At 54.3% G+C, this 4,327-nt stretch carries 3 protein-coding genes and 1 tRNA gene; 2 read left to right on the top strand and 2 right to left on the bottom strand.

Annotation, left to right across the window (positions count from 1 at the left end; all coding sequences use genetic code 11):
* Positions 1 to 273 precede the first annotated feature (273 nt).
* Complete coding sequence (gene ychF, locus Q1K76_RS11830; protein WP_087407859.1) at positions 274 to 1,377, top strand: redox-regulated ATPase YchF; 1,104 nt, start codon at positions 274 to 276, stop codon at positions 1,375 to 1,377.
* Positions 1,378 to 1,463: 86 nt separating this feature from the next.
* On the opposite strand, the gene Q1K76_RS11825 is transcribed toward ychF, so the two are convergent.
* Together Q1K76_RS11825 and Q1K76_RS11820 are read right to left on the bottom strand one after the other, a co-directional pair.
* Positions 1,464 to 3,140 carry a S41 family peptidase gene (locus tag Q1K76_RS11825; RefSeq protein WP_300133649.1) on the bottom strand — a complete coding sequence of 559 codons (1,677 nt, stop codon included), beginning with the start codon at positions 3,138 to 3,140 and terminating at the stop codon, positions 1,464 to 1,466.
* Between the two features lie 34 nt (positions 3,141 to 3,174).
* Entirely contained in the window at positions 3,175 to 4,167 is a 993-nt protein-coding gene (locus Q1K76_RS11820) for an adenosine kinase (RefSeq protein WP_300133646.1), read from the bottom strand.
* 85 nt (positions 4,168 to 4,252) lie between these two features.
* Between Q1K76_RS11820 and Q1K76_RS11815 the strand changes: the two genes are divergently transcribed.
* Positions 4,253 to 4,326, top strand: a tRNA-Asn gene (locus Q1K76_RS11815).
* Position 4,327: the final 1 nt, after the last annotated feature.

The raw sequence follows: 4,327 nt of genomic DNA, 5'->3' as shown, positions 1-4,327 counted from the left end.
GTTTTCATTTGTCTCTGCACTCTCCTTTCACTATCTTTGTAGAAGATAGGATGCGACTCGACATAGCCAAACTTGAAAAACAAGTTTTCCCGTTTGTCTTTGCTCTCACCTTTCACTATCTTTGCAGGGACTGCCCGAACAGGTCTGCAACAAGAGGGAGAGCAACGCCCCTAAGAGCTTCGATAGCTTGCAGTAAATCAGACGATTGTCCACTCATCAGCCTGTTCAATGCCAGTCTTTAGGCACGAATTATAAACAAAACGACACAATAGAATGAGTTTACAATGTGGTATAGTCGGGCTGCCCAACGTGGGCAAATCGACTCTTTTCAACTGTTTGTCCAATGCCAAAGCGCAATCGGCAAACTTTCCGTTCTGCACCATCGAGCCCAATGTGGGAGTGATTACCGTTCCTGACGAGCGGTTGAACAAACTGGCCGAACTGGTTCATCCCCAGCGCATCGTCCCCACGACGGTCGAGATTGTCGACATCGCCGGCCTGGTGAAAGGGGCCAGTAAAGGTGAGGGTCTGGGTAACAAGTTCCTCGCCAACATTCGCGAGACCGATGCCATTCTGCACGTGCTCCGCTGCTTCGACGACGACAACATCACACACGTCGACGGCTCGGTAAACCCCGTAAGAGACAAGGAAATTATCGACTTTGAGCTGCAACTCAAAGACTTGGAGACCATCGAATCGCGCATTGCCAAGGTGCAGAAACAGGCACAGACCGGCGGTGACAAGGCGGCCAAAATCGCCTACGAAGTGCTGAGCCGCTACAAAGAGGCTCTCGAGCAGGGCAAACCGGCCCGCACGGTCACCTTCGAGACCAAAGACGAGCAGAAGATTGCCCACGACCTCTTCCTGCTCACCAACAAGCCAGTGATGTACATCTGCAATGTCGACGACGCCAGCGCCGTATCGGGCAACAAATATGTCGATATGGTACGCGAAGCCGTCAAGGACGAGCATGCCCAGATACTGATTGTGGCCGCCAAGACCGAATCGGAGATTGCCGAGTTCGAGACCTACGAAGAGCGACAGATGTTTCTCAACGAAATCGGCCTCAAGGAGTCGGGCGTATCGCGCCTCATCCGCGCCGCTTACAGCCTGCTCAACCTCGAGACCTACTTCACCGCCGGACCGCAAGAGGTGCGTGCCTGGACCTACCTGAAGGGGAGCAAGGCTCCGCAGTGTGCCGGCATCATCCACACCGACTTCGAGAAAGGCTTTATCCGCGCCGAAGTCATCAAGTATGACGACTACATCACCCTCGGGTCGGAAAACGCCTGCAAAGAGGCTGGAAAGATGTATATCGAAGGCAAGGATTATGTGGTGCAGGACGGCGACATCATGCACTTCCGCTTCAACGTGTAAGCTGCGTTGATTATCTACATACAACAAAGGCGATGAAATTCGATTTCATCGCCTTTGTTGTATCCGATGTATAGGTCCGGAAACTATCAGTGCTTCCCGGTGAGGTTCAAAATCTGGCCATAGCGGGTCTTGTCGTTCACAATCGAGCAGGCCTCGGTCAAATCCTTGTCGTCCTTGATCGACTCGATGATTTCGCCCTTCTGGTGGTAATATCGCTTCACGATTTCAATCGAGAGCAACTGGCTTATCTCGTCGCGGAAAGTCTCCAGGTCGCGGTCCAGGTCGTGATTCAAACTGGCCTCCAGCGCCTCGAACTGCTTCTGGGTCTTCTCGTCGAAATAGCCCTCGAACTTGGCTACCTCCTTCAAGTCGGAGAGGATGCGTTCGCTCTGCTTGTCGTATTTGAAATTCTTCGACTTCACGAAGGCCTTAAACTCGTTATAGACCGAGTCGGGCAATACGAACTCCTTGACGGGGGCAATCGTATCGTGACGGGCGGCGTATTGGTTGGCAAAGTCGAAGAAATAGAAATCGCGCATCAGGTAGTAGCCGATGTTGCCCCGACGCTCGACCGAAGTCTCTACATCGGGCTTGATGCCGCCACCGTCGCGCACAATGCGGCCGTGAGCCGTCTTGAACTCGTGCGTGAGACTGTCGGGGATACGGGCCACGCTGCCGTCGGGGTTGCGGTGCGAGTAGTCGATAGCCTGGATAAGGCGGCCGCTGGGGATATAGTAGCGGGCAATCGTCACCTTGAGCATGCCATTATAGGGCAATGGACGGGTAGACTGTACCAGCCCTTTGCCATACGAACGCGAACCCACGATTACGGCCCGGTCGAGGTCTTGCAGCGAACCGGCTACAATCTCCGACGACGAGGCGGTACCGCCATCGATCAGTACGGCCAGCGGTATCTTTTCATCGACCGGCTCTTGGGTGGTCTTGTAGATCTTGTCCATCTTCTTGTTGCGTCCCCGGGTCGAGAGCACCTCTACCCCTTTGGGAACAAACAGGTTGACAATCTGCACGGCCTGCTCGAGTATACCGCCGCCGTTGCCTCGCAGGTCGAGCACCAGCGAGGTGATGCCCCGACGCTTCAGCTCTTGCAGAGCCCGTTTCACCTCATCGGCGGCCGAGTCGGTAAAACTGCTCAGGTAGATGTAGCCCACACTGTCGCACACCACATCGTAGTAGGGTACGGCGGGCATCTGTATCTTTTTGCGGGTCAGGTCGAAGGAGAGAAGCCCCTCGACACCCGGCCGCTCTACGGTCACCTTCAACTTGGTATTGGCCGGACCTTTCAGCCGTTCGCTCACCTTCGAGCTGCTCCAGCCGGCCACCGAATCGTTGTTGATCATCACAATCTTGTCGCCCGGGCGCAGACCGGCCAATTGGGCAGGCATCCCTTCGTAGGGTTCCGATATGTAGACCGCCTTGTCGCGCTCCATAATGAGCGAACCTATGCCGGCATACTCGCCGGTGGTAGAGAAGAAGAAATCGTCCTTCTCCTTCTCGGGGATATATTCGGTATAGGGGTCGAGCCGGCCCAACATGGCATTCACCCCGTCGCCAATCGCCTTTTCGGCATTGATGGTATCGACATAAAAGAGGTTCAACTCCTTGAACAGTGCATTGAATATATCGAGATTACGCGAAACTTCGAAATCCCTCCGATCCGATTTTCCGGCCGGTGCCGCACTCACGCTCCCTGCCACGAGGGTCAGCGCACAGGCGATTCCTAAAACCAAATGTATTTTTCTCATCACTCTCTGTTTTGTCTTAGCTTTACGAAGATAGTCAATGCGACCGGTCCCCGGCAATCAAGGCGGCCACTTTTAACTTTATTTCATCCCATATCTCATCGCTCATCTTGGTACCGATTACCTTGATGACCCGGCCGGCCAACAACGAACCTATCTCGCCGCAAACGTACAGCGAGCAGTGTTGCGACAGGCCGTAGAGGAAACCCGAAGCATAGAGATCGCCGGCCCCGGTAGAATCGATGCGTACCTCGGGCGTAGCCGGTACCTCGACAATGCTATCGCCGCAACCAACGAACGACCCCTGCGCACCGCACTTGACCACCGCAATCCTGCAGCAGCGGGCCAGTGTCTCGACAGCTTGCCGCGGCTCCTCGCCCGTATAGGCCATGGCCTCCTCTTCGTTGGCAAAAAGGATGTCGACATAGTTCTCGACCAAAGTACGGATGATGGCGTAATTCTCTTTCACGACGTTGTAGCTCGCCATATCGAACGAGACCTGCAACCCCAGCTCCTTGGCCAGTTGCACGGCCCGCAGAATGAGGGCTTCGTCCTGTACCAGATAGCCCTCGATGTGAAGCAGGTCGTACCCGGCAAACATCTCGGGGGTAAGCTCGTCGGCACTCAGCGTAGAGGCGGCACCCAGAAACGTACCGAACGTACGTTCGCCGTCGGGGGTAATCAGGGTCATGGCACACCCCGAAGCCTGGTCACTCTCAATCAACGAAGTTTTCACCCCGTTACGCTCCATATCTTCACGGAAGAAACGCCCATAGGCATCGCGCCCGATCTTGCCGATGAAACCACCCGACACACCCATACGGGTCACACCCGATACGGCATTGGCAGCCGAGCCACCCGAAGCCAACGTGGTTTCCAGCCCTTCGAAGACCGCCATGATTTTCAACAGACGCTCCTCGTCAATCAGTTGCATACCCCCTTTCAAAAGGCCCATCTCCTCGAAACACGAGTCGGAATGCAAACGTGCCAGCACATCGGTCAGTGCGTTTCCCAATCCTACTATCCTCATTTGCGGAAAAATTTTTTTTGCAAATATATTGCATAATTGGAAATAACCCATTACTTTTGCATCGCATTTTTAAGGAATGACATCTTCTTCAGTAGCTCAGTCGGTTAGAGCATCTGACTGTTAATCAGAGGGTCGTTGGTTCAAGTCCAACCTGAAGAGC

This window comes from uncultured Barnesiella sp., from assembly GCF_946496565.1.
Lineage (GTDB): Bacteria > Bacteroidota > Bacteroidia > Bacteroidales > Barnesiellaceae > Barnesiella > Barnesiella merdigallinarum.
Note: the sequence above shows the minus strand (reverse complement) of the source record. Positions and strands in the feature narration are given on the sequence as shown.